The sequence below is a fragment of the Dongia soli genome (assembly GCF_034044715.1).
GTDB lineage: Bacteria > Pseudomonadota > Alphaproteobacteria > Dongiales > Dongiaceae > Dongia_B > Dongia_B soli.
The window spans coordinates 43,008-62,996 of sequence record NZ_JAXCLW010000010.1; the positions used below are offsets into that span (position 1 = coordinate 43,008).

Sequence of the window (19,989 nt, forward strand, 5' to 3'; positions counted from 1 at the left end):
CCGAAGACGCAGCCTAAACCCTGTCGCTTTCTGTCATTAGAGGTATCTGGCTCTGTGTGGCAGGATTGTGTCCAGGTTGCAGCTTTTTTTCAAGCGCGTGATCGGCGGCTCGATTGGGGGAGACGCAACGGCGATTTCGGCGGTAACACAAGGCAGACTGCGACGTGGTCGATCTACCTTTAGATGAAAGCTACGCACCGCTCGCGAAGACACGGCGACTGAACGCATTCGCCAGCGCAGTCATGTCATTGCTTAGCACGCGACTGTGAGTCAATGGCGGTACGTACTGGCGGACTTGGAGGATGAGCTGAGCGAGCGCCGGCGGAGCAGACCTATTAGTTGCGAAGAGCGCCTGCGAGCCAATCACCGCGAGGATGGCAAGTCCGGCATCAAGGCATCGACCGGCCTCCTCTTGGGCGCGCCAAGCCGGGAAGGTCGGCGCTGATACGTCGTTCTGTCCAAAGCCGCCGCCTTCACTTCCAGGCAGAAAGTTCCGCTGCGCTGCCCGGCGCGCCTGCTCGGCGTAGCCTACCTGGAGCATGCCTAGGCATGCTAACCCATCATCCTCCTGCAATTGATCGGGCAGTAACGAATATCGGCCGTCGAGTAGTTTCGATGTATGGCGGTCGGCGATGTGACAAAGATCGGCCATCGCTGCAGCCAGATTGTCGAGTGTAGGATAAGCCATCGCGTTGTGGTATCCGCCGGTGCTGTATAACCGGGCCTCAGGACGCTCTGAGGTTGCAGCCAGAAATACAGGATTATCGGTAATCGCTCCAAGCGACGTGCCTGCCGCTGCTTCGGCGGCCTCTATTGTTCGACGGAGCTGGGCAAGTACGCGCGGCAGGACGCGATAGCTGACAGGCGCTTGGAATGGCCGCCGGTTAACCTCGCCACCAGCCATCAATGCACGCAGCCGTGCCAGCGTCGCACTTTCCGACGGGTCGCGCCAAAGTTCCTCGAGCTCCGCTGCGAAGTGCTCGTGTGGTGCGAGGATAGCCTCACAAGACAGTGCAAAAACCTCCTCAGCCAATTCAAGACGCCGGCGACCGGCGAGAGCTGCGTCGGCGACGAGTGCCGCGGCGCACGGAGATCCATTGATGAGTGCCAGGGCTTCTTTCTCACCAAGCGCAAACCGTTCAGCGACGCCAAAGAAGAGGGGTGCGAGGCCCAAAATCTCACCCGCCCCGCCTTGGCCGCACATGCTCACTTCGGGCATTTCGCTGCCGGCCAGCAATTTCGCTATCGCGCAGGCGAGATCCGGACTGATAGCGGCATGGCCCTCGACGAAGTTTGCAAGCCGGGCGAATACGATGCCACGAGCGAGCCTGTCAGGAAGTGCCGGACCGAAAGCGGAGCAGCTACCATAGGGTAGTCGGCGGGCATGTTCTCGGCGCTGTTCGGGCGACAGCCGTAGCCCAGCATTTTGACCATAGCCGGAGGTGACACCGTAGATGTAGATTTCGGGATCATTGTCAAGCAGATCGAGAAACTGCCGACGTGTCTCAGCCATCCTGGCGAGCGCGGATTCGGCGAAACTAACGTGCTCGCCCTCCCAGCTCACCCGGAGATAGTTGGCGAGCGTGAAATCAACACGCGAAGTAAGATGAATGGGCATCCAACCTCTCTTGGAGGGGGCAATTTGCAAGAGGCAGGTGCAGCCTGTCCGCACTTTGGGATGATAGAAGGGGTTGCGTCCTATTGCATCAGGATTTGCAGCCCTTGAAAGCCTTTTCGATACAGGCTGTTAGAGCATCTGGACTGAACGGCTTCATGAGGAGACATATTGGATCAATGGACTTCAAGTTCGCCTCAAGCCACGGGGTCATGTAGGCGGTTATCAAAATGACAGGAACTGACCACTGGTTCGAGCGAAGAGATCGCAACAAATCGATCCCACTCATTCCGGGAAGGTGAATGTCGGTAACAATGCAGTCATACGCATCCGCATGTTTCGATGAGATGAACTCCTCCGCGGAGGCAAAACCGAGGGCGTCAAACGCGGTCGAGCCGAGGAGCTCAACCAGCGCCGCGCGGAACGGCTCGTCGTCGTCGATCACGGCGATTAAGCGCTTTTTTCGACACATACCTCCCCTTTGGCCCCCGCAGTGAGGCGGGCAGCCAACAGATTTGTACCACTTGGCGTTGTGTCAGTGAATTATACGGTTGTGCCAGTGAATTATACGAGAGTGCAATTGCCAACAGAGAAGATCAGTGCTTGAGCAAGTCTGCTAGTCGAATGAGATCGGCGAGAGTCCGAGCGCCCATCTTACGCATAGCAGCACCCCGATGCACCTTCACGGTGACTTCGCTTATTCCTAGATCTCCGGCTATCTGCTTGTTCATCTTGCCGGTCGCGACTTGGAACATTATCTGGCGCTCGCGCGCCGAAAGGGTTTCGAACCGCTCGCGAATTTGCGAGGTTTCAGATTCAACCGTTCGCCGCTCTTGGTCTCGGCGGATGGCAGCTAGGGCAGCATCCAGCATATCCTGATCGCGAAACGGCTTGAGGAGGAAATCGACTGCGCCTCCCTTCATGGCCCGGACCGTCATCGGTACGTCGCCATATCCTGTCATCATAACGACCGGCAGTCGAATGCCCATCTCGGCGAGCTGAGCTTGGAATTCCAGGCCATTCATATCTGGGAGTCTGATGTCAATAACGATGCAACCGCTCAAATTTCTTAAATCAGAGTCCAAGAACTCGCGCGCCGAGCGATAGCACCGTGTAGCTAAGCTGATTGACCCGAACAACTCCTCCAGGGCCACGCATAGCGAAGCGTCGTCATCGACGATGTAGACGACGTCCTTCCCACCTTCCTCGGCGGAGGGAGTAATAGCAGAAGCCACACATGCCTCCCTACCACTGGCACTGTCTGCGCGAACAAATGATGCGAATAATACAAGCTCGCGGTTCTCAGTTCGGGTTCAACTTTCCCGGACACTCCAAACCAACGCCTGCCGTCGAAAGCTTTTGCCTTGTGATTTGGACAATTCTCAAACGAGGGCGAATGTGAGTCAATGCCGATTTCTGTGCGGGCCGTATCGGTCAGGCAACGCTATGCATCCCGTAACCTTCCCCTCTTTGCGTCTGTATAAACCGCCTCAACACGAACTCTCCGCTCAAGCTCGATAGCCCGATCGCCATGGGCATCATCGAGATGGCGCGCCGCAATCAGGTCTGGGTAGTGACGCCGTTCACGCTCGCGGGCGCGACGGCGTCGGCGACCCTGGACCGGCGCGCTGGTGGAGCAGAATGCCGAGGGACTGGCCTGCATCGCCGGTGGGCAACTGAGGTCTGGCCGACCAACTGGAAGTGCCTGATCGAGAGCTTCATGGAGGGCTATCACCTCTCGCCGCTGCATCGGATGAAGCTGCACGTCGTCAATCCGACGCGGCTGTGCAGCCACCACCCGGCTGGCGATGCCTATTTTGGCTATAACGCTGGCTATGCCCCGATCCTGCCGCGCGCAAAAGGGCCGCCCGGATCTGACCGAGGCGGAGATCGGCAATTGCGTGATGTCCGCCATCCCGCCCGGCCTGGTGTCGGGCTGCGGCGGCGACTACAGCTCCTTCATCTGTGTGCAACCGGAATCGGTCGACCGGGTGCGGGTGAAGATGGGCCTCATTTCTATGGCGAGAATTGGCCGAAGGAAACCGTCCAGGTCGCGATCGCGCTGTTCAACGAAGCCATGGCGGAACACAAGCGCGCCCTGGCGGGCATGATGCGGGGCTGGCTTCGAGCCGGCATCAGGCGGGGCCGCTGGCGCCGGCCGACTTCGAGGGGCCGGTGCTGGACTTCTACCGCTATTGCGGCCGCCGCCTCGGCGATGCGCTGTCTGGGGCTTGGTGACGGGTTCACGCATACTCAAGGACGGTCGGCCCCTGGACCGACCGGCAATCCTTGACTTGAGGCGGGCCACAACGGGACAATAAGAATAACAGTTTGGCGCAAGACCAAAACAAAAGACAACAGGAGAGGCAAGCGATGGCTATCAATTACAGGCTTCTGGACGCGTTGCGCCGCAGGCGCGGCCAGCACGAGAACCATTAATCGACGGACTGGTCGCGCTGCAAAGCGACGGTACCTGGAATTCGGCGCACTTCATGAACCGGGAGTACGATATGCTGGTGAAAAGCTACATCGCCGCGCTCGACCTCGACTCACAGCGTACCAGCGCCGGCAAGATCCAGAACCTGCTGCTCGATGAATCGCTGGTGCTCTTCGTCTACTTCTACGACTTCCTGACAGCGACGAAGAAGGGCCACCGGCGTGCAGCCGACCGCAATGAGCCACTTGTTTATGAACCAGGCGTCGCTCTAGGCCCGACGCCGATCGAAATCCGCTTCTGGCCGCGGCTCATGACTGGAAGTGGAACCGACCGGAAAGCGGCGCCATGATCGCCTTTCTGCTGAAGCGCCTGGGTCTGTCGCTGGTGACGCTGTGGCTCCTCAGCGTCATGGCGTTTGCCGGCGCGCAGGTGCTGCCCGGTAATCTCGGCCGCGCCGTGCTGGGGCCGTTCGCCGACCAGCGAGCGGTCGACGCGCTCAATCACGAGATGGGAACCGACCGGCCGGTTCTGGTGCAATATGCCGACTGGATCTCACGCTTCGTGGTCGGCGACATGGGCCAGTCCTATGCCTACCGCACCCCGGTCGCGCCGCTGGTGACGACGGCGCTGATCAATTCGGCGAAGCTGGCGCTGGTCGCCTTCCTCCTGGTCGTACCGCTTGGAATCCTGGGTGGGATCGTCGCTGCCTTGAATGTCGGCCGTCCGGTCGACCGTGGCATCACGATATTCGGACTCTCCGCCACCATCGTGCCCGAGTTCGTTTCCGGCATCGTGCTGATCCTCATCTTCGGCGTCTGGCTCAAATGGCTGCCGATCTCGGCAACCTGGCCGAACGGCGCCGGGCCGGTCACGCAGGTCTACTACCTGCTGCTGCCCTCGATTCCGCTGGTCCTGGTGCTGTTCGGTTACATCGCACGGATGGCGCGCGCAGGCATGATTGAAGCGCTGGATTCCGACTACACCCGCACCGCCATTCTCAAAGGGTTGCCGCGACGGACCGTCATCTGGCGGCATGTGCTGCGCAACGCCCTGCTGCCGACCATCAGCGTCATCGCGACCCAAACCGCCTATTTGATCGGCGGCCTCGTCATCATAGAGACCTTGTTCCACTACCAGGGCATCGGAGGCCTGATCTTCACCGCCGCCAGCAAGAAGGACTTCCCGACGCTGCAAGCGGGTGTGCTGACCGTCGGTGCAATCTTCACTTTGGCCAGCCTCGGCGCGGATCTGCTGTACGCGCTGCTCAACCCCCGCATCCGCGTAGGCGGTGGCGAATGAGCATCGCCGAGCCAGCAATTTCAACGGCGACTGCGGAGGACTACGAGCGGCGCGACCGGCTGCGGCAGGTGTTCCGCTCCGGGACATTCCTGGTCGGCTTGGCGATCGTCCTGTTCTGGGTGTTCTGCGCTTTGTTCGGATCGGCGATCGTCCCGTACGATCCCTACGCCGACGATCTTTTGAACGCTTTGATGCCGCCGTCGGGCGAGCACTGGTTCGGCACTGACCAGCTCGGCCGCGACGTGTTCTCGCGAGTCATTGTCGGCGCGCGTGACATTCTCACCATCGCGCCGCTGGCGACCATCATCAGCACGATCCTGGGCACCGCGCTCGGACTGATCATGGGCTATTTCCGCGGCTTCATCGACGAAGGCATCAGCCGCATCGTCGATGCACTGCTGACGCTGCCGACAGTGATCGTGGCGCTGCTGGCCCTGGTGGCCCTGGGTCCGTCTCCCGGCACCGTGGTCGTCGTCATCGGCTTCACCTTCGCCCCGATCATCGCGCGTACGGTGCGCGCCAGCGTGCTGGCGGAACGCGAGCTGGATTACGTGTCCGCCGCCGAGCTCCGCCGCGAAAGCGCGTTCTACATCATGTTCGTCGAGATCCTGCCCAACGTGCTGCCGCCGATCCTGGTGGAGGCGACGGTGCGCCTCGGTTATGCCATCTTTGCGGTCGCGAGCCTCAGCTTCATCGGGTTCGGCATCCAGCCGCCATCGCCGGACTGGGGCCTGTCGATCTCGGCCAATTACGGGCTAATCGGCGCCGGCTATTGGTGGACCGTGCTGTTCGACGGTAGCGCCATTGCGACCCTCGTGGTGGCCGTCAACCTGGTCGCCGACGGCATTCAGAGTGCGCTCGATGAATAGGCCCGCGATCGCCCCGGTGGCGGCACTCGACGCACTCGCGATCGAGGGATTGCAGGTCGACTATCGCGTGCGCGGCCGGCTGCGGCGCGTGCTGCACGGCCTTGATCTGCGCATCGGCCGCGGCGGCGCCTATGGGCTGGTCGGTGAGTCGGGCTGCGGCAAATCCACCGCCGCCTTCGCCGCGGTGGGCTATCTGCCGCGCAACGGGATCGTCAGCGGTGGCCGCGTCGTGGTCGAGGGCCGCGACCTGACGGAGCTTGCGCCTGCGGAGCTGCAGCAACTGCGCGCCACCAAGGTGTCGATGGTTTATCAGGACCCCGGCCGCGCGCTTAATCCATCGATGAAGGTCGGTCGGCAGCTGGCGGAGGCGTTCGAGTTTTCCAATGTCGCCAAGAGCGAGGCGCATGAGCGCTCAATCGCCATGCTGAAAAGCGTGCGCATCGCGGATCCGCTGAAGGTGATGCAGCGCTATCCGCACCAGCTTTCGGGTGGCATGCAGCAGCGGGTCTGCATCGCTATGGCGCTGGCCAACAATCCGACGCTGCTGATCCTCGACGAGCCGACCACCGGGCTCGACGTCACGGTCGAAGCCGAGGTGTTAGACCTCATCCAGCAATTGCGCGCCGACTTTCAGACCTCGATCCTGTTCATCAGCCACAATCTCGCCGTGGTGGCGAAGGTGTGCGACCGGGTCGGCGTGCTCTATGGCGGAACGCTGGTGGAGGAAGGCGCAACCCACGACCTCTTCAGGAATCCGCGCCATCCCTACACCGTCGGACTACTGCGTTGCCTGCCAACGCGCGGCCGACGCAAGAGCGACGGCCCGCTGGAGGCTATCCGCGGTTCCTTGCCGTCGCCCGACGCCGCCATTGCGGGCTGTGTGTTTGCCGAACGCTGCACCTTAGCGGACGACACCTGCCGCACCTCGCCGCCGCCATTCTTCGATCTCGGCGAGGGTCATTCCAGCTGCTGTTTTCATCACGACCGGCCGGTGCCGCGCGAGACGCCGGCAGCCGCGATCATCACCGACGTCGGCCTGCAGAACGCACAGCCAGTGCTGGCGGTCGACAACCTGTCCAAGACGTTCAACCCAAAGAAGCACCCGCTCCCGGTCCTGCGCCAGATCGAGGTGGCACTGGCGCGCGGCGAGACGCTTGGCCTGGTCGGCGAATCCGGCAGCGGCAAGACCACCTTCGCGCGCCTCCTGCTCGGGCTCCTTGAGCCCGATGGCGGCAGCACGATCAAGCTCGACGGCAAGCCCTTGGCTGCGCGGCTGGCCGACCGCAGCCTCGACGACGTGAAGTCGATGCAGATCATCTTCCAGAACCCGGATTCGGCGCTCAATCGCGCCCATTCAATCCGCCGCATCATCGGCCGGGCAATCCAGCGCCTGTCAGCCACGCCGGCGGCGGCCATCCTGGCCAAGCTGCACGAGCTGATGAGTGCAGTCCGGGTCGCCGACCGGTATCTTTCGGCGCGGCCGCGGCAGCTCTCCGGCGGCATGAAGCAGCGCATCGCCATCGCGCGCGCCTTCGCCGGCGATCCTCGCATCGTGGTCTGCGACGAGCCGACCTCGGCGCTCGACGTCTCGGTCCAGGCCGCGATCCTTAACCTGCTGGTGGACCTGCAGAGCAGGCGCCAGGTCAGCTACATCTTCATCTCGCACGACCTCGGCGTGGTACGGTACTTGTCCGACCGCATCGCCGTGCTCTATCTCGGCCGGCTGATGGAGGTTGGCCCCGCCGATCAGGTTTTCGCCGGCCCGCATCATCCGTATACTGAGGCGCTGCTGTCGGCGATCCCGTCGATCGATGATCGCGAGGCGCAGCGGATCCGCCTGTCGGGCGAGGTGCCCAGCGCCGTCAACCCGCCCACCGGCTGCGTCTTCCACACCCGGTGCCCGCGCAAGATCGGCCCGATCTGCGAACTGCAAGAGCCTGGCCTCGCCAGGATCGGCGCGGAGCACGCTATCCGATGCCATTTGCCGATCGAGCAACTCGGGCGCTTGCAGTCGGTTGGCACGGCGAGGAGCAAGCCCGCTTAGGCTCTTGGTCGTGTGGCAACGCTACCGGAAGCTATCGGGTGTCGTCACCGAACGGGGAACAATCAAATGCCGGCATGTGGTCGTTGCCGCCGGTGCCTGGTCAAGCCTGCTGCTGCGGCCTTTGGGTATCCGGTTGCCGCAATTGACCATTACGGAAGCCACCGCCGTACCGACAACTTTGCCGATGATCTCGACATCGCCATCAAGGGCGCCGGTTTTGCCATTCGAAAGCGCCGACGGCGGCTATACGATGGGCTATGGTCCGACCGTGGCAGCGGAAAACACGCGCGACAGTTTCCGCTGTTTCGGCGATTTTCTGCCTCTGATGAAGTCGGAATGGCGTTCCATTCGCTTGCGCGCCGGTCGTCGCAGCCGGCGTGGGTTCCACCCCAGTGCTGCCGCGGGGGCTGGCTTCGGCAGTGACGAGCGCGTGCTGGACCGGCACCGGTCTCCCGCGACATTCCGACGGCTTGGGCGAACCTCCTGCAAGCCCTGCCTCAGTTCCGCAAGGCACGGATCGTCGAAACCTGGGCCGGACTCATTGATGTCACACCGGATGCCGTGCCTGTTATCTCCAACGCGGCGAGCGTGCCGGGGCTGACAATTTCCACGGGCTGTTCCGGTCATGGTTTTGGCCTGGGATTGGGCGCTGGTCGCCTGACCGCCGATCTGTGCCAATGACACACCGGTCGTCGATTCCAGCGTCTTCAGCTTAAGCAGATTCTTTCGCTAGGCGAGCGATCAGCTCCGCAACGATAACATCTCTGCTGGTTGCAGGCAGCTATCTTTGCTTCGTCTGCGGAGGCTAGGAGGTCAATCTGGTCTCACCAAGCCAAATTCGAATTGGCATGGCTCAACTCCATCATGCGCGTTGCAGCAGATTTCGCGGCAATAGATGTTCGCTGATTTGTTGATTGCGCCGATCAAAAAACGAAAGGCACCGATCATGAACCCCTCGAACATGTAACAGACGCGCCGCTCGGTGCCGGTGCCGAATTCCAGGGCAAAGACGGAATTCTCGATGCGTATGCGACCCAAACAGGCCGCGCTATCCAACATTTCCACGGTGAAGCGGCCCCAGCCGCGCTGCGACAGGCGCTGGAAGTACAGGTGAAACGTCTGTTCTCGATCGAGATTGTAGCTGCGCGCCTGAACTTCGCACCAATGCAGCGCCGATTTTTCGGTCGCACCTTGGAGAATGGCACGATAGGTGTCGATGCCAAGGGCGTCTTCGACCGCCCGGTGATTGTTTACCAGGAAGTGGCGCGGCAGATAGACCATCGGGAGGTTATCTGTGCGCCAGATTCCAGTGTCCGGATCGACCTCGATGGCGATTTCCGGCGCGGCGATCGTCATTGAGCCGCGACGTTGCGTTCGTGGGCCAGGGCGCTTGCATTGTTCTTGTAGAGGGCACCGTCCTTCATGATGACCAGCAGATTCTCTTCATGAACCATCATGTCGAGATCCTTCAACGGGTCGCCATTCACCAGCAACAGATCGGCGAGGTAACCCTCCTTGACCTCGCCGAGTTCGCCTTTGAGTCCCATGACTTCGCCGCCGATCCGCGTGCCGCATTGCAGTGCTTCGCTCGGCGAATAGCCGAGAAGGTCGACGAAATGCCTGAGATCACGTGCATTGGTACCCTGGGGCGACTGGGCAAAGCCGTAATCGCCGCCGATCAGCACGCGGACGCCGCGTTTGCGCAGCTCGGTATAGACCCGGCGGCTGTCGTCGATCACACGCTGCATACCGATATGCAGAGCGAATTCGCGGGTAAAGCCGAATGCTTCCCCGTCATAGAGCGTGCCGTAAATGATGCCGATGGCTGGGCCGACGAAGATCCGATGCTTTGCTGCTTCCAGCATGTCGAGCGCCTCTTCATCGGCGGATTCACAATGATAGATCACGTCGACACCGCATCGCACGGCCCGTTTCACCGATTCAGCGGCGCGCGCATGACAATTGATTTTCTTGCCGAAGTCACGCGCAACGGAAACCGCCATCTGGACTTCGTCTTCGCGCATAACCGTGACGCCGCCATGTGCCTTGGGTCCAAGATCGTCGCCCGAGATATTGATCTTGATGTTATCGACGCCTTCGCGGCAGCACAGCCGCACGGCTTTTGCGATCTCCTCTGGCCCGTCGGCAATCATGCCGAAGCTCTCGTAATACATATGCATCTTGCGCTCATCGCCGAGGCCGCCGGTGACCGTGATTTCCGGGCTGCCGGCGCGGATGCGCGGGCCGGGGAGGCGGCCGGCATCGACTTCGTTGCGAATGACGACATCCAGGCGCAACTTCGATGTGGCGGCGCTGTAAGCGCTGGTGAATCCGTGATCGAGCAGGGTCTTGGCATTGCGCATGGTGAGGAGGAGATGCTCCTCGGGCGGGATGTTGCCGAGATCGGAATCGTTCACCGCGCCGCCGAAAGAAATATGAGCATGGCCTTCGACGAGGCCGGGCATCAAGGTGCGGCCCTTGCAATCGACGATGGTTGTGCCATCGGCAGCCATTTGGCCAGGGGTCCGCGCGATCGTCCGGATACGTTGACCTTCGACCAGGACATCTGCTGGAAAAGCATCGGCGCCGCTGCCGTCCCACACCATCGCATTGCGAAAAAGAACCCTGTTCATCGCTGCTCCCCTTGGTTTTGCGGTCTTGCCGTGGCGATCCGCTCTTATGTTTTTAAATCGATGGCCGGCCCATCAAGATGGCAGAATGCCGGCTCCGCTATGGCTGCGCCTTCGATCCTCCTCGATGAAGCAAGTGTGGCAAGCAATCATATATGCGTCAATAAAAAATATATTTTATCCCTCCTGCGGGAGATGACTTCGATAATATATCGTGATAGTCTCCTGACCGCTTGCCAGCCATAAGGGATATGATGGCCCGAGATATCACGCTTAACCGGACACAGGGCGCTTATGAGGCCCTCCGTGCCGAACTGCTTTCCTGCCGCATCCTTCCGGGCCGCCGCCTGAAAATTCAGGAATTATGCGCACGGTTCTCAGTGAGCCTCGGCGCCGTCCGCGAGGCGCTGTCGCGTTTGACGTCGGAAGGATTGGTCGTTGCCGAACCGCAACGCGGCTTCCGGGCGGCTCCCATATCGGCGGCGGATCTTCAGGATCTCACGATGGTGCGGGTGGAGATCGAGACATTGTGCCTGCGCCGCGCCATCGATGTTGGCGACGTCAATTGGGAAGCGGGCCTGGTGGCCGCCTCGCATCGCCTGTCGCGCACGCCCGAACGCGTGGCGAGCGATCCGGCCCGCATCAATGAGGATTGGGCCGAGGCCCATGCCGCCTTCCATCAGGCGCTGGTCGACGGTTGCGACAGTCCCTGGCTTTTGAGGCTGCGCGGCCAGCTCTACGATCAGAGCGAACGGTATCGTCGGCTCTCAGTTCCGCTCGCTCGCACCGAACGGAACGTGCAGGACGAACATCAGGGCATCCTGGAGGCGACGCTGGCACGGGATGCCGAGACGGCGGCCGGCTTGCTGGCGGCACATCTTCAAGCAACCACCAAAATCCTGCTTTCCGCGACCTCTTACGACGACATGCAGGGAAGCGAAGACGCGGACGACTGAGCGCGCAGATACGCCCGCGTTGTTCACCGGCTGGGGCTCTCCTTGATCTTCAGATGCCCATCCATCGCCGGCCGATCTCGGCATAGAGCTCGACGGCTGCCTCGATCTTCGACACCAGGCAATATTCATCAGTCTTGTGCGCCATGACGGTCTCGCCCGGACCGAGGATGAGGGCGGGCATATTATCCATCGCCGGAACCAGCACGGAGGCATCGGTAAAGAACGGCGCCCCTTTGGGATCGATCCGGTTGCCGGTGAGCCGCTCGCACAGATCGAAGACCTCGCTGATCCACTGATTTTGCGGCGAGCTGGCAACCGCGCCGACATCGACGATACGCGATATTTCCGCGCCATCGCCCAGCAAGGCGCCGAGTTCGCGCGTGATCGTCTCATTCGATTGCCCGGGGATGGTGCGCACGTCCAGCTGGATCTCGGCACGATCCGGTACGGAATTCACATTGAGGCCGCCATTGAATGTGCCGACATTGAGCGATGGACCGCCGAGATGGTGATGGCGCGGCGCATCGAAGGCATGCTCGCTCAGCCGCAGCACGCCGCGCGCGGCCTTGTAGACGGCATTATCTCCCTGTTCAGGCATCGACCCGTGGGCCGTGACGCCCTTGAAGCTGGCGCGAAGCCACAAGGCGCCCTTATGCCCGATCAGCGGCTGATTGCCGGTCGGTTCGCCGACCACAAGCGCACCGGCCTTCGGCAAGGCGCCGGCTATGCCGGTGAGCGCGCGAGCCCCATCGCAGCCGGTCTCCTCGCCGACCGTTAGAACCAGCACCAGTCCCGCTTGGGGCCGGGCGCTGGTTTTTGCAAGGTCGATTGCGGCCCGCACCATCGCGGCGACACCACTCTTCATGTCGCTGGAGCCCCGGCCGTAAAGCCGATCTCCGACGATATCCGCAGCGAAAGGATCACGGCTCCAGGGCGCGGCACCCAGCGGAACCGTGTCGAGATGACCAGTGAAACAAAGCGGCTTTTCGTCGCCCGTGCCGGATAGTTCGGCGACGAGGTTGAGGCGGCCATCGGCATATTGATGATAGGTGACGCGATAACCGGCATCGCTCAACAGCTTGCCGGTCAGCTCGGCACAGGCCTGTTCCTCACCCGGCGGATTGATCGATCGGAGACGAATCAACTCCTGCGCCAGTTGAAGTGCCGTAGGTGCTGCCATCGCCATCATCTTCTCCGTTCTGTCCGGCCGAAATAAAGATACCGTCGATCTGCATCGACGGTATCCACAAGCAGTCAGAGCTTTGCTTACTGGCGCAACTTCGTCCAGATCCGATCATAAGCACGCGTTGCCTTTTCCCCGCAGGAAGGCGCAAAGACGACCTTGAGATCCGCCGGCGGGTTGAATTCCGGCGACGAACCGAGCTCGGCGGAAAGATATTTGTTCGATCCCATGACCGCGCTTTGATAGCCGGTCGAGCTTTGCTCCAGGGCGATGTTTTCGGGATCCATCAGGAAGTTGAGAAATTTCTTGGCATTATCAAGATTCGGCGCATTCTTCGGCACGGCGACATTGTCCATCCAGCCAACCACGCCTTCCTTCGGATAAACATATTTCACGCTGGCCTTCTGCATCCGAGTCGCCTGGGCTTTGCCGGACCATTGCTCATGCATCACCGTCTCGCCGGCAACCTGACGCTCGACAGTGCCGTCGGAGTTGTAGACCTTCACGAAGGGCTTCTGCTTTTCCAGCAGCGCGTTCAGCTCCTTGAGGTCTGCCGGATTTTCGTTGCATTGCGACTTGCCGAGATAGACCAGGGCCAGCGACATGACTTCGCTGGGCGATCCGAACATGCCGATCTTGCCCCTCATCTCGGCCGGCGGGTCGAAAAGGGGCTTCAGGCTGTCGGTCGGTCCCTTATACACGGCGGTATCGACAGAATAGGAGGTCGTGCCCCACATCCAGGGCACGCTATATTGCGCATCCGGGTCCCAGGCGCGCTTCTGCCATTTGGGATCGAGATTCTTGAAATTCGCCATCCCGCCGACATCGACCTGTTCCAGCAGGTTCTGCTTGACGAAGATCGGGATGAAATCGTTGCTGATGACGATCAGGTCATAGCCGGAGGCGCCTGACGTCAACTTGGCAAGAGCCGTCTCATTGGAATCATACGTGTCGATCGTGACCTTGATTCCGGTTTCCTTCTCGAATTTCTTGATCATGTCGGCCGAGGTGTAGTCGGTCCAGTTATAAAGATGCAGTTCCTTCGAATCGGCCTGTGCCTCGGCGATAAATCCCGCGGAAGCGGCCACGGCAAACAGGGTGCCCATCGAAAGCAACCCTGTCAGTCCTCGATGCCAGCTTTTCATGTATTCCTCCCTCCAGATGGTCGTTTTTGAGTTGGCTTCGTTTACGCAAGACGGCGGTTGCGGCGGCCGAGAAACAGGGCGGCGCCGACAAAAATGAGTGAGACAAGCAGAAGGATGGTGGAGATGGCATTGACCTCAGGCGTTACGCCCAGCCGCATCATTCCATAGACATAGACGGGCAGGGTGGTCGAGCCAGCGCTGGACACCATCATGCTGATGAGGAAGTCATCGAGCGAGACGACGAAAGCCATGATCGCCCCGGCGGCGATGGCAGGCATCAGCAAAGGCAAGGTGATGTGGCGGAAGAGCTGCCACTCATCGGCATAGAGGTCCCGGCCGGCTTCCTCCAGCGATCGCCCCATATCGCGTAATCTTGTCTGGATCGGCAGGATGGCAAAGGGAATGCAGAAGACGGTATGGGCAATCATCAAATTGACCAGGCCGTTCTTCATGCCGATCGCGGAGAAAAAAACCAGGGTGGAAATGGCGACAATGATTTCCGGCACGACCAGCGGCATGTTGATCATCATGACGACGGTGTTGCGGCCGAGGAAATAGCGCCCGCGTTCCAGCGCCAGGGCGCCGGTCATGGCAATCAGGGTCGACGCGATGGTGGCGACGACCGCGATGACCAGGCTGTTCAGGGCGGCATCGCGAATGTCCGCGTTCTGGGCAATGCGCAGGAACCAGCGGAAGCTGAAGCCCTGCCAGACGGTGATCATCGAGCTGCTGTTGAAAGCATAGATGACCAGAATTAGCAGCGGCGCATAAAGGAAGACAAGGATCAGGGCGGTATATTGCCCAAGTCCCGGTGTGTAACGCCAATCGAAGGCTTTGCGTTTGCGTGAGGCGAAGCGGGGCGGCGTGGCGGGATGGCTGACGGTCTCATCGCTCATGGCCGTGCCTCTTTTTGCCGCGTCTTGCGCGTCTGGAGCATCAGTGCCAGCAGGATGACAATCGTGATGACGGTCGAAAGTGCGGCGCCAAAGGGCCAGTTGCGGGACGAAGTGAACTGCATCTGGATCAGGCTGCCGATCAGCAGCTTCTTGCCGCCACCCAACAGGTCCGGCGCCAGGAAGGAGCCCAAGGCCGGTGCGAAGACCAGGGTCGCGCCGACATAAGCGCCAGGCCTGGCCAGCGGCCAGATCACCCGGCGGAACATGGCCCAGCGGCTGGCATAAAGATCGTAAGCCGCTTCCACCAGACGCGGATCCAACCGTTCCAGGATGGAATAGATCGGCAGCACCATGAAGGGCAGGAAGGTATAGACCAGGCCAAGCAGGATCGAGCCGTCATTGTAGAGAAGCGGCAAGGGTTGGGAGATCAGGCCCATGTCACGCAAAAAGATATTGGCCACGCCTTCATCCCGCAAAATCAGGATCCAGCAATAGGTGCGGATCAGCGTATTGATCCAGAAAGGCAGCGTGACGAAAAACAGCAATACGCGCCGACGTTCCGCGCTCTGGCAGACGATGTACCAGGCGACCGGAAGGCCGAGGATCAGGCAGATCATTGTGGTTGCAACGGCAAGATACAGCGAGCGCAGAATGATGATGATGTAATCGGCGGAGAAGATAAGCGAATCGTCGAAGTCGCGCTGAAAGAGGAACTGGATGTAGCCGTCGAAGGTCAGCGGATATTGGACGCCGCCATAGGGATTGGCCGTCATGAAGGAATAGGCGACCGCGATGAACATCGGGATCAACATGAAAATACCGATGGTCAGCGCCGGCGGCGCGATGAGGAGGAGTGTTCGCTTGAGCGGCATCACGTCATCTCATCCTTCACTGCATCAATTCGCGTTCCGCCTCCGCCGCCCAGTCCATGGCAACTTCCTGCCCCGGATCGAAGCCGGCACCGGTGTCGCGCAACCGGACACGGATGCGATTGCGATTGGCGATCTCGATCTCGTAGAGCGTATCGAGGCCGAGGAAGGTTACCGTCTCGATGCGACCCAGCAAGCGCCCCGCCATGCCGGCCGCCTTGCGAAGCGTGATGCGCTCCGGCCGGACGGCTACGGTCAGAGCGGCATTGCGGTGAAGAACGGCACCCGGAATCAAATTGGCCTCGCCGATGAAATCGGCAACGAAACGATTGGCGGGATTGTGATAGATGTCCTGCGGCGCTCCGACTTGCAGAATCCGGCCTTCATGCATGACGGCGATGCGGTCCGACATGGCAAGCGCCTCTTCCTGGTCATGGGTGACGAGGATGAAGGTGATGCCGGTCTCGCGTTGCAGCCGCTTTAATTCGCTCTGCATTTCCTTGCGCAATTTCAGATCCAAGGCGGAAAGCGGTTCATCGAGCAGGAGCACGTTCGGCCGGGGCGCCAGCGCACGCGCCAGTGCCACACGCTGCTGCTGGCCGCCGGAAAGCTGGCTGGGTCGCCGCTGCGCGAAGGCACCGAGACGAACCATGTCGAGCGTGGTTGCGACCTGCGTTTCGATGTCCCGTTCCGGACGCTTCTGCATGCGCAGGCCGAAGGCGACGTTCTCCGCCACGGTCATATGCGGAAAAAGAGCGTAGCTTTGAAAAACCGTATTGACCGGCCGCTGCTGCGGCGGGAGGGCCGCGACGTCGATGCCGGCGATGCAAATCGACCCCGTCGTCGGTGTCTCAAAACCGCCGATCAACCGCAGCAACGTGGTCTTGCCGCAGCCGGACGGGCCAAGCAAGGTGAAGAATTCGCTGCCGCCGATCGCCAGATCCACGGTCTTCAAGGCCTGGACCGCGCCGATATCAGGGGTGGAAAAGCTCTTCGATACGCCGTGTACATTGATCATGATCGGACGGGACTCCTCTCGGCCCGGATGCCGATATGCCTGGCGGTGCGCGCCGGCTTGCATGCCAGCAATGTCAAACGCAGCCGCCCGCGTCAGGCGCTGAGCGCGCGCTGGGGTGCGGTCTTTCCCTGTTCCGCCTCGATCCGGTTGCGCAGCACACCAACCTTCTCCAGCTCGACCTCGCAGACATCGCCGGGTTTCATGAAAAGCTTGGGATTGCGCGCCATACCCACGCCGGACGGCGTGCCGGTAACGATGATGTCGCCCGGAGAGAGGGTAATCGCTTCGCTCAAGATCGAGATCAATGACGCGACGTCGAAGATCATGTCGTCCGTCGTGGCGTTCTGCACGATCTGTCCGTTCAAGCGTGTCTGAATGCGCAGCCCCTTGCCGCCGGCCGGGAGTTCGTCGGCCGTGACGAAGACCGGGCCGAAGGCGCCGGTATTGTCGAAATTCTTGCCCACGGTCCATTGCGGCGATTTGGTCTGAAAATCGCGCACCGATGCTTCATTGAAGATTGAGTAGCCGATGACGTGGTCCAGCGCATCTTCCTTGGCGATATGCCGGCCGCCTTTCCCGATCACCGCCACCATCTCGCCTTCGTAATCGAGCTGGTCGGAGGCGAGGGGGCGTAAGATCGCGCTTCCGTGCCCAACCAGGGTGGAAGCAAACCGGGCGAAGATGGTTGGATAGGAAGGAACCGCAAAGCCGCTCTCGATCGAATGATCGACATAATTGAGGCCGACACAAACGATCTTGCCGGGCATGGGCAGCGGCGGGAGCACCATGACGCGGTCAGGCTCGACAACCGCGCCCCGTGACAGCCGCTCCGCTGCTGTCTTCAAAGCGGCCATCCCGCCGTTGATGAGTTGCTCAAGTGTCCCGGGGAAATCGGCATCGCCGGAAAGCAGGCCGCGGAATTGGCCTTCGGCTGAGGCGATGGCCAGGCCATTCTGGCCTGACTGGTTCCTAAAAGCCATGAACCGCATTCTTTCCCCCTGTCGATGTCCGGCGTGATGTGCCGGTCAATGTGTCTTGGCGACATAACGTTCAGGAGAGCTACGGTCAAAAATTATATTTGTCAAAATAATATATTTTTATGCGGGTAGGAACATTAAAATAAAAAATATATCGACACGCAATGCGCTGGTACAAGCCGTGGCGAGGCGCTCGCTCCATCCCGCTGGAGGGGTCTTGAGCCAGACTCCTCCTCGCCGGTCACCCTGGCTGCGCCAGATTGTCGGGCGAAGCTGGAGGAATTGGCCTCAGCTTGCACAAATCCATGTCCGATCTAATGCGCCAACTTATTGTGGGCAGCATGGAATAAACGAGATTGGGTCGGAGTAGGCTTTGGTATCGGTGGCTACCGCGTGATCGGTGCCATCGTCAATCTAGGGCGCTCGGACAAGCCACGCCAATGTCGCGCGACATCATCAATGATGATGTTCGCAACGCATGGCGGTCCCAAACAGCGCTGGTGGCCTGATATCCGGTTATGTCCCATCGCTGGATGCTACCTGGCCCGAGCGGCCCTCCTAAAATCAAACGCTTTTGGGAGAGCACGCCATGGAACATCTCCTCATGAAACATCTTCTCACGCCGATGATGCTCGGTATTTCGCTGCTCATAACCTCCACCGGCTTGGCTTTGGCCGCCGATGTCCACGCGGTAACGGGGACGAAGGGTCAGCCCAACCAAACAATTGGCAGCCGTCAGACAGGGAGTGTCACGCCGGGCCATGCCAGCACCGCCCCGGGTTCGGCCTTCAATCCAAATGGAAATGCCGGAACACATTACGCGGGCACACAGCCGCAGAACTCCAAGAATCTGAAAAGTGTATCTCAGTACGACGTGGCTGGCTTCCAGCAGTCCCATAAGAAATAAGCGACGGAGCTGCGCATAGCGGAGCCGTCCTTGGGTAGATTCGCTGCGGGTGGATTCGCTGCGACTTCAACTTTGACGCTGCAGCGAATCGCCGCATGAATAGAATTGCCGCTCCGTCGCAGTCTTCGCCTTGATGCGGCTCAGCCCTTGCCGGCGCGTCCAATGACCGAGCCTAACACCTCGTCGATACGATTGCGGGCCCGTTCGCAATCCCGATGGGAGCCGGCGAGAAAGACGCGCCCGCTGGCGCCGATCATCTGCACATCGACGATGGTGACGCCGGGCGCCGCCTTCTCCGCTTCATTGGCGGCGACCAAGGCGAAAAGCGCCGGCTCCAATTCGTAAAGCAGCAGCGACTGGCCGGGCAGCAGCATGGAGGCTTCCCGGGTACGATTGAGGATGATGGCATGCTGATCGGCGACATCGTCGATGGTGTCGGCATAAAGCGTCCGCGGTTTCAACTGATCCGCCGCTTCACGGCCAATCCCGTTGAGGATTGCGGCACCTGCCGCTGTCAGATAACCGAGATCGCGTGCATGCAGTTCAAGGATGCCATATTGCCGCTCGGTATAAAGCAGACCCGGCTCCATGTCGGGTGCTGTCTTCATGGCGAGATCGCAGATCCGGTGGATCGCCAAGGCCGGCGCGACTTCGATGATCAAACTGTGCTCACCCTGGATCGGCGGGTAGCCGCGCGCTCGTGTCGGCGTCGACATATAGGCGGCGAACTGCCGCGCTAGGTTCTCGATCAGCAGATAGACGCGCAGTTCTGTCATCGCTTTTCTCGCATGGCGTTATCCGGCCACGGCGGCATCGCGCGCCGCCCTCCGACGCGCTGCTTATTTCGATGTCGCGGTCGCGAAATGCTTGCCAAGATCGGGATGCGGGCGCGGAATGACATGGACCGAGACCAGCGTGCCGACGCTGTTGGCCGCTTCGGCGCCAGCTTCGGTCGCCGCCTTCACGGCACCGACATCGCCATTGATGATGACGGCAACCAGGCCGTCACCGACCTGTTCGCGGCCCACCACCGTGACATTGGCCGCTTTCACCATGGCATCGGCCGCCGCCAGAGCCGCGACGAAACCCTTGGTTTCGATCATGCCGATTGCGTTGGACATCGTTATTCTCCTTATTGCTCAGA

The 19,989-nt window shown here is 60.7% G+C and carries 21 protein-coding genes; 8 read left to right on the forward strand and 13 right to left on the reverse strand.

The genetic code is table 11. From position 1 onward, the window contains the following. Nucleotides 1-190: 190 nt before the first annotated feature. The 3 genes from SMD27_RS21570 to SMD27_RS21580 all read right to left on the reverse strand — a co-directional run bounded on the left by SMD27_RS21570 (nucleotide 191) and on the right by SMD27_RS21580 (nucleotide 2,850). Entirely contained in the window at nucleotides 191-1,618 is a 1,428-nt protein-coding gene (locus SMD27_RS21570; protein WP_320510517.1) for an aromatic amino acid lyase, read from the reverse strand. Nucleotides 1,619-1,706: 88 nt separating this feature from the next. Beyond that, complete coding sequence (locus SMD27_RS21575) at nucleotides 1,707-2,087, reverse strand: response regulator transcription factor (protein WP_320510518.1); 381 nt, start codon at nucleotides 2,085-2,087, stop codon at nucleotides 1,707-1,709. 124 nt (nucleotides 2,088-2,211) lie between these two features. Continuing rightward, nucleotides 2,212-2,850: a response regulator transcription factor gene (locus SMD27_RS21580; protein WP_320510519.1), complete on the reverse strand. Its 639-nt coding sequence runs from the start codon at nucleotides 2,848-2,850 to the stop codon at nucleotides 2,212-2,214. A 245-nt stretch (nucleotides 2,851-3,095) separates the two neighbouring features. Here SMD27_RS21580 and SMD27_RS21585 point away from each other — a divergent pair, with 245 nt between their 5' ends. From SMD27_RS21585 to SMD27_RS24280, 6 genes are all read left to right on the forward strand, one after another. Then, on the forward strand, nucleotides 3,096-3,908 hold the full coding sequence (locus SMD27_RS21585; RefSeq protein WP_320510604.1) for a trimethylamine methyltransferase family protein: 813 nt from the start codon (nucleotides 3,096-3,098) through the stop codon (nucleotides 3,906-3,908). 217 nt (nucleotides 3,909-4,125) lie between these two features. Continuing rightward, nucleotides 4,126-4,401, forward strand: a complete 276-nt coding sequence (locus SMD27_RS21590) for a hypothetical protein (RefSeq protein WP_320510520.1) — start codon at nucleotides 4,126-4,128, stop codon at nucleotides 4,399-4,401. Continuing rightward, entirely contained in the window at nucleotides 4,398-5,351 is a 954-nt protein-coding gene (locus SMD27_RS21595; RefSeq protein WP_320510521.1) for an ABC transporter permease, read from the forward strand. Before SMD27_RS21590 ends, SMD27_RS21595 begins: the two co-directional genes overlap by 4 nt. Continuing rightward, the gene (locus tag SMD27_RS21600; RefSeq protein WP_320510522.1) at nucleotides 5,348-6,220 is read left to right on the forward strand and encodes an ABC transporter permease; all 873 of its coding nucleotides are present in this window, start codon (nucleotides 5,348-5,350) and stop codon (nucleotides 6,218-6,220) included. The genes SMD27_RS21595 and SMD27_RS21600 overlap by 4 nt, the downstream gene beginning before the upstream one ends. Then, nucleotides 6,213-8,264: an ABC transporter ATP-binding protein gene (locus SMD27_RS21605; RefSeq protein ID WP_320510523.1), complete on the forward strand. Its 2,052-nt coding sequence runs from the start codon at nucleotides 6,213-6,215 to the stop codon at nucleotides 8,262-8,264. Before SMD27_RS21600 ends, SMD27_RS21605 begins: the two co-directional genes overlap by 8 nt. 492 nt (nucleotides 8,265-8,756) lie before the next feature. Next, nucleotides 8,757-8,945 (forward strand): FAD-dependent oxidoreductase, encoded by a 189-nt coding sequence (locus SMD27_RS24280; protein ID WP_407651945.1) that lies wholly within the window; start codon nucleotides 8,757-8,759, stop codon nucleotides 8,943-8,945. A gap of 132 nt (nucleotides 8,946-9,077) precedes the next feature. On the opposite strand, the gene SMD27_RS21615 is transcribed toward SMD27_RS24280, so the two are convergent. Both SMD27_RS21615 and SMD27_RS21620 read right to left on the reverse strand, forming a co-directional pair. Further along, nucleotides 9,078-9,620 (reverse strand): DUF5943 domain-containing protein, encoded by a 543-nt coding sequence (locus SMD27_RS21615; RefSeq protein WP_320510525.1) that lies wholly within the window; start codon nucleotides 9,618-9,620, stop codon nucleotides 9,078-9,080. Continuing rightward, entirely contained in the window at nucleotides 9,617-10,897 is a 1,281-nt protein-coding gene (locus SMD27_RS21620; protein ID WP_320510526.1) for a metal-dependent hydrolase family protein, read from the reverse strand. Before SMD27_RS21620 ends, SMD27_RS21615 begins: the two co-directional genes overlap by 4 nt. A gap of 248 nt (nucleotides 10,898-11,145) precedes the next feature. Between SMD27_RS21620 and SMD27_RS21625 the strand changes: the two genes are divergently transcribed. Then, on the forward strand, nucleotides 11,146-11,850 hold the full coding sequence (locus tag SMD27_RS21625; RefSeq protein WP_320510527.1) for a GntR family transcriptional regulator: 705 nt from the start codon (nucleotides 11,146-11,148) through the stop codon (nucleotides 11,848-11,850). Between the two features lie 49 nt (nucleotides 11,851-11,899). Here the strand turns inward: SMD27_RS21625 and SMD27_RS21630 are convergent, their stop codons facing one another. From SMD27_RS21630 to SMD27_RS21655, 6 genes are all read right to left on the reverse strand, one after another. After that, entirely contained in the window at nucleotides 11,900-13,030 is a 1,131-nt protein-coding gene (locus SMD27_RS21630; RefSeq protein ID WP_320510528.1) for a M20 family metallopeptidase, read from the reverse strand. An 86-nt stretch (nucleotides 13,031-13,116) separates the two neighbouring features. Further along, a complete protein-coding gene (locus tag SMD27_RS21635) occupies nucleotides 13,117-14,178 on the reverse strand; it encodes an extracellular solute-binding protein (RefSeq protein WP_320510529.1) in 1,062 nt (353 codons plus the stop codon). 41 nt (nucleotides 14,179-14,219) lie between these two features. After that, complete coding sequence (locus SMD27_RS21640) at nucleotides 14,220-15,074, reverse strand: ABC transporter permease (protein ID WP_320510530.1); 855 nt, start codon at nucleotides 15,072-15,074, stop codon at nucleotides 14,220-14,222. Continuing rightward, entirely contained in the window at nucleotides 15,071-15,946 is an 876-nt protein-coding gene (locus SMD27_RS21645) for an ABC transporter permease (RefSeq protein ID WP_320510531.1), read from the reverse strand. The genes SMD27_RS21640 and SMD27_RS21645 overlap by 4 nt, the downstream gene beginning before the upstream one ends. Nucleotides 15,947-15,962: 16 nt before the next feature. Beyond that, nucleotides 15,963-16,961, reverse strand: coding sequence for an ABC transporter ATP-binding protein (locus SMD27_RS21650; RefSeq protein WP_320510532.1), 999 nt, complete (start codon nucleotides 16,959-16,961; stop codon nucleotides 15,963-15,965). Between the two features lie 92 nt (nucleotides 16,962-17,053). Then, entirely contained in the window at nucleotides 17,054-17,941 is an 888-nt protein-coding gene (locus SMD27_RS21655) for a fumarylacetoacetate hydrolase family protein (RefSeq protein WP_320510533.1), read from the reverse strand. Nucleotides 17,942-18,527: 586 nt separating this feature from the next. Between SMD27_RS21655 and SMD27_RS21660 the strand changes: the two genes are divergently transcribed. Next, the gene (locus tag SMD27_RS21660; RefSeq protein ID WP_320510534.1) at nucleotides 18,528-18,845 is read left to right on the forward strand and encodes a hypothetical protein; all 318 of its coding nucleotides are present in this window, start codon (nucleotides 18,528-18,530) and stop codon (nucleotides 18,843-18,845) included. A 140-nt stretch (nucleotides 18,846-18,985) separates the two neighbouring features. Here the strand turns inward: SMD27_RS21660 and SMD27_RS21665 are convergent, their stop codons facing one another. Both SMD27_RS21665 and SMD27_RS21670 read right to left on the reverse strand, forming a co-directional pair. Beyond that, nucleotides 18,986-19,621, reverse strand: a complete 636-nt coding sequence (locus SMD27_RS21665) for a hypothetical protein (RefSeq protein ID WP_320510535.1) — start codon at nucleotides 19,619-19,621, stop codon at nucleotides 18,986-18,988. A 63-nt stretch (nucleotides 19,622-19,684) separates the two neighbouring features. Then, nucleotides 19,685-19,966, reverse strand: coding sequence for a BMC domain-containing protein (locus tag SMD27_RS21670; protein WP_320510536.1), 282 nt, complete (start codon nucleotides 19,964-19,966; stop codon nucleotides 19,685-19,687). Between the last annotated feature and the right edge of the window lie 23 nt (nucleotides 19,967-19,989).

Bases quoted from the DNA above. Each gene is read 5' to 3' on its own strand.
- SMD27_RS21650 (WP_320510532.1), bottom strand. From the start codon at position 16,961: ATGATCAATGTACACGGCGTATCGAAGAGCTTTTCCACCCCTGATATC.
- SMD27_RS21600 (WP_320510522.1), top strand. From the start codon at position 5,348: ATGAGCATCGCCGAGCCAGCAATTTCAACGGCGACTGCGGAGGACTAC.
- SMD27_RS21595 (WP_320510521.1), top strand. From the start codon at position 4,398: ATGATCGCCTTTCTGCTGAAGCGCCTGGGTCTGTCGCTGGTGACGCTG.
- SMD27_RS21635 (WP_320510529.1), bottom strand. From the start codon at position 14,178: ATGAAAAGCTGGCATCGAGGACTGACAGGGTTGCTTTCGATGGGCACC.
- SMD27_RS21570 (WP_320510517.1), bottom strand. From the start codon at position 1,618: ATGCCCATTCATCTTACTTCGCGTGTTGATTTCACGCTCGCCAACTAT.
- SMD27_RS21660 (WP_320510534.1), top strand. From the start codon at position 18,528: ATGGAACATCTCCTCATGAAACATCTTCTCACGCCGATGATGCTCGGT.
- SMD27_RS21590 (WP_320510520.1), top strand. From the start codon at position 4,126: ATGCTGGTGAAAAGCTACATCGCCGCGCTCGACCTCGACTCACAGCGT.
- SMD27_RS21620 (WP_320510526.1), bottom strand. From the start codon at position 10,897: ATGAACAGGGTTCTTTTTCGCAATGCGATGGTGTGGGACGGCAGCGGC.
- SMD27_RS21640 (WP_320510530.1), bottom strand. From the start codon at position 15,074: ATGAGCGATGAGACCGTCAGCCATCCCGCCACGCCGCCCCGCTTCGCC.
- SMD27_RS21625 (WP_320510527.1), top strand. From the start codon at position 11,146: ATGATGGCCCGAGATATCACGCTTAACCGGACACAGGGCGCTTATGAG.
- SMD27_RS21655 (WP_320510533.1), bottom strand. From the start codon at position 17,941: ATGGCTTTTAGGAACCAGTCAGGCCAGAATGGCCTGGCCATCGCCTCA.
- SMD27_RS21670 (WP_320510536.1), bottom strand. From the start codon at position 19,966: ATGTCCAACGCAATCGGCATGATCGAAACCAAGGGTTTCGTCGCGGCT.
- SMD27_RS21575 (WP_320510518.1), bottom strand. From the start codon at position 2,087: ATGTGTCGAAAAAAGCGCTTAATCGCCGTGATCGACGACGACGAGCCG.
- SMD27_RS21645 (WP_320510531.1), bottom strand. From the start codon at position 15,946: ATGCCGCTCAAGCGAACACTCCTCCTCATCGCGCCGCCGGCGCTGACC.
- SMD27_RS21665 (WP_320510535.1), bottom strand. From the start codon at position 19,621: ATGACAGAACTGCGCGTCTATCTGCTGATCGAGAACCTAGCGCGGCAG.
- SMD27_RS21605 (WP_320510523.1), top strand. From the start codon at position 6,213: ATGAATAGGCCCGCGATCGCCCCGGTGGCGGCACTCGACGCACTCGCG.
- SMD27_RS21615 (WP_320510525.1), bottom strand. From the start codon at position 9,620: ATGACGATCGCCGCGCCGGAAATCGCCATCGAGGTCGATCCGGACACT.
- SMD27_RS21630 (WP_320510528.1), bottom strand. From the start codon at position 13,030: ATGGCAGCACCTACGGCACTTCAACTGGCGCAGGAGTTGATTCGTCTC.